Source organism: Janthinobacterium leeuwenhoeki, assembly GCF_051380795.1.
GTDB lineage: Bacteria > Pseudomonadota > Gammaproteobacteria > Burkholderiales > Burkholderiaceae_D > Janthinobacterium.
This window is the reverse complement of sequence record NZ_JBNYXT010000067.1, coordinates 1-3,088: the sequence shown is the minus strand read 5'-3', so window position 1 is coordinate 3,088 and position 3,088 is coordinate 1. Positions and strand designations below refer to the sequence as shown.

3 protein-coding genes and 1 pseudogene are annotated in these 3,088 nt (G+C 51.5%); 2 read left to right on the top strand and 2 right to left on the bottom strand.

Features of this window, described 5'->3' with window-relative positions:
- Nucleotides 1-115: 115 nt before the first annotated feature.
- Nucleotides 116-280: pseudogene (locus ACQ4WS_RS25355) on the bottom strand (type I restriction enzyme endonuclease domain-containing protein); the annotation flags it as partial.
- Between the two features lie 32 nt (nt 281-312).
- On the opposite strand from ACQ4WS_RS25355, the gene ACQ4WS_RS25350 reads away from it, so the two are divergent.
- Nucleotides 313-1,131, top strand: a complete 819-nt coding sequence (locus ACQ4WS_RS25350) for a tyrosine-type recombinase/integrase (protein WP_436479714.1) — start codon at nt 313-315, stop codon at nt 1,129-1,131.
- A gap of 489 nt (nt 1,132-1,620) precedes the next feature.
- Nucleotides 1,621-2,166 (top strand): hypothetical protein, encoded by a 546-nt coding sequence (locus ACQ4WS_RS25345; protein WP_436479713.1) that lies wholly within the window; start codon nt 1,621-1,623, stop codon nt 2,164-2,166.
- An 8-nt stretch (nt 2,167-2,174) separates the two neighbouring features.
- Here the strand turns inward: ACQ4WS_RS25345 and ACQ4WS_RS25340 are convergent, their stop codons facing one another.
- On the bottom strand, nt 2,175-2,882 hold the full coding sequence (locus ACQ4WS_RS25340) for an ankyrin repeat domain-containing protein (RefSeq protein WP_436479712.1): 708 nt from the start codon (nt 2,880-2,882) through the stop codon (nt 2,175-2,177).
- Nucleotides 2,883-3,088 lie beyond the last annotated feature (206 nt).

The window sequence follows — 3,088 nt, the reverse complement described above, 5'->3', positions numbered from 1 at the left end:
ACTTCCAGTTTCAGGCTCGGCTCGAAGGTTCTACGTTTTCTTGTTGTCATGCTTTTTCCTCAGATGGTGGATTTTCCACCTATTGAGGTGTCCGGGCAAATTAGACCACAGCAGTATCGAAAATATCTACGACCTGATCAGATACAACAGCAGAACCGATGATCTGCCGGATTGCCAGTTCGCGCTCTTCATCGGTCTTCTTCTTGGCGCTAATTTCGCGTTTAGTGAGCAGCACTTTGACTGTTTGAAAGAAAGCGACTTCCTCACGTACGGCCTTGGCCACGCCGGCGACGCGGCGGCCGGGACCCGCCCATGCTTGCCATCTTGGCTATCTATGTGGAGCACTCAAAAACCCTTCGCACTGCCGAGACGTCTGAGCATCACGCAAAGCGTCTTGAGCCATGGGCGCGTAAGTACAAAGCAAGCCAAGCGCAAGAATTTTCGGATCATGTCATCAAAGATATGAGCCAGAAGATACTCAATAAAAAAACTGGAAAAATGAAGCATGCATATGCGCCCGCTACTATCAATCGCTCGCTGGCCTGCGCAAAAAAGGGACTTGCAATTGCATGGCGGCAACGGTTAATTTCCGAAAACTTCGGATTAAGAATTGAAAATATGAAAGTGAACAACAAACGAGTGGTATTTCTTTCTGTGGATGAAGTCCAGCAGATTGCTCAGCATTGCACGGTCCAGGTACAGGCCGCCATCTGGGCTGCGCTTTTGACGGGTGCTCGCCGCGGGGAATTATTCCAAATTCGTGAGGAGGATATTGGCATTGACACGATCACCTTGCCTTCGAGCCACACAAAGACCTTAAGGGCGCGTGTAATTCCAATCATCCCCGCGCTGCGACCTTGGCTCGCCCACTTTCCGCTTGAAGTGAGTGTTGATGGGCTGAAATTCGCTTGGCGCCGAGCACGCGTGAAGGCGCGTATGGAGCATGTGAACTTTCACGACCTACGGCATTCTTGTGCCAGCATCATGCTCGGCTTAGGTGTTGACCTTTATACAATCAGTAAAATTCTCGGGCACAGCAACGTTCAAACCACACAACGCTACGCTCACCTACAGATAGATGCTCAACGGGCGGCGCTTGATAAGCTGTCGGCGCTGGTTCAAAAAAAGTAAATCACACCCAGAAATCACACCCACAAAAAAAGCCGCGTATCTGAGATAGGCGGCTTTTATGTAAGTACTTGATTTTATTGCGAATTCTTGGTGGGAAGTGCAAGTTTCGAACTTGCGACCCCTGCAGTGTGAATGAGGGGGTCCAATTCGTCGCCTTCATAGGGGAAACATGTGCTTAGCGCGGCCGAATAATATCATTTTGGTGGAATGTTTGTCGAATTGAATTTGCGCCCCATCCTCACCTGCCTGCAGGGCGACGCCGCGTCGCCTCCTCACCTGCCTACATAGGCGACGCCGGCCTGCCTCAACGGCAAAGCCGGGTGACACTTCTTGATACCACGTGGCCAAGGACTAACACTGAAGGCATCTGGACCTCGGTTGCCTTTTGAGCTATCGCCATGGATACTGGTTGCGGCTTAAATAAACCTTGGGCGCCTAAGATCGCCAGGCAAGACCAACCTCTCACGCACACCAGACACATCAAAAAATATGCCCAAGAATGGATACGCCCCTCTCCTTTCCAACATCTTGGAAGGAATGTATTACAACCCTCACATTGAAAATCCGGACAAGGCGAAGACCAAGCAGCGCTGGCAAGAGCTCATGGGGCAGATGATAAACACGCCTCCTATGAAACCGGAGGACTCAAAGACCTTTCACGTCAGGTGGACGGAGAGCGCTCACAAAATACGCGAGCTAGTGGCCAATGACCATTTGCTTCTGGATATGCTGAGAATTTGGTTGCCAGCTTACATTGGACAGGACCAAGTCCTGTATAGAGGCGAAAGCATCGAGCGTTGGGAAGATGGCTCTGTCGGGAGTGGCTGGACACCAAAACTTGAAACGGCTCAAATGTTTGCCGGGGGTTTAAACAAAGTCGGAAAAGGTGGTGTCGTTCTCAGCACGACGGCCCCGCGCGCATCAATCATCGCGGGGCCATCCTCGCACAGCATCTATCTCCAAGAGTTCGAACACACGGTCGATCGACGCAATCTCAACCTCGTGTCAGAGGTCGAGTTTTTCCGAACGGGCTGAGCTCGGAACTATTCTGACAATTCAGAAATAAGCTGCTCACGCAGTGGATGTGGATTTTCCTTCTGCTGGCCTTGAAGCAAGAGCCATGCTGAAACGCCATCCTCGGCCTCCACCTCCAGGTCCGCACCAGCATCGAACAGTAAATAAAACGTTCTGTCGATGTCTTCGTTCCAAGCCGCATGGCCGCATAGAGTGATCATTGGCGTGTCGCCCGTGGCAGATTGAATGTTTACGTCTGCACCGTTTTCAATGAGGTGATGGACAGCCCTAGGATGTGCTCCCCTGCCCCATTTCAAATTGCACATTGCATGGAGCGCAGAAATGCCGCCTTCCGGTGTTTGGCTGTTAACGTCGAAGCCACCCCACATCAGCGTGCGCATGCAGGCAATCTCACCTTGCAGGCCCTCGAAGTCCATTTTATTCAGCGCGGCCCATGCGATCAATGGAAAATGCTTCGGGACGCCCAGCTCAATGCATGCGAGGGCGGCGATCATGTAGTTGTCCATCATGTCGGCCTGGATTTGGCTCATAAGGATCTTAGGATCGCTCATGGAACTGAGGTAGGCACGACGGAAATCGCTGCCAATATCGTGCGAGCTCATCGCCGCCCGCGCTTGCTCGCACACGGCAACGAAACCGTCTTTGGACTGGTCGCCTTGCAAATCCTCAGTGATCAAAGCTAACTTGAATGATTTATCGTCATTGATGCTGACCATCGTGTCCCCTGTGTGTTGTATGTAGCGCAAACCTCGTCCAGTTGGGAACGAAATCTAGCTAATTTCGATATCCAGCGAGCAGGATGTCTTCTAGGGAACCACTGATTTATTCATCAAACGCCGTTCCCTGCGGCGGACCTACCTGAGACAATAACGGTATCCTGACTGTTCGCCATCAATCATGCAAAAGAGCTTTTCCGACCTTG

Coding starts and splice junctions, on each gene's coding strand:
- ACQ4WS_RS25350 (WP_436479714.1), top strand. CDS start 313: ATGCTTGCCATCTTGGCTATCTATGTGGAGCACTCAAAAACCCTTCGC.
- ACQ4WS_RS25345 (WP_436479713.1), top strand. CDS start 1,621: ATGCCCAAGAATGGATACGCCCCTCTCCTTTCCAACATCTTGGAAGGA.
- ACQ4WS_RS25340 (WP_436479712.1), bottom strand. CDS start 2,882: ATGGTCAGCATCAATGACGATAAATCATTCAAGTTAGCTTTGATCACT.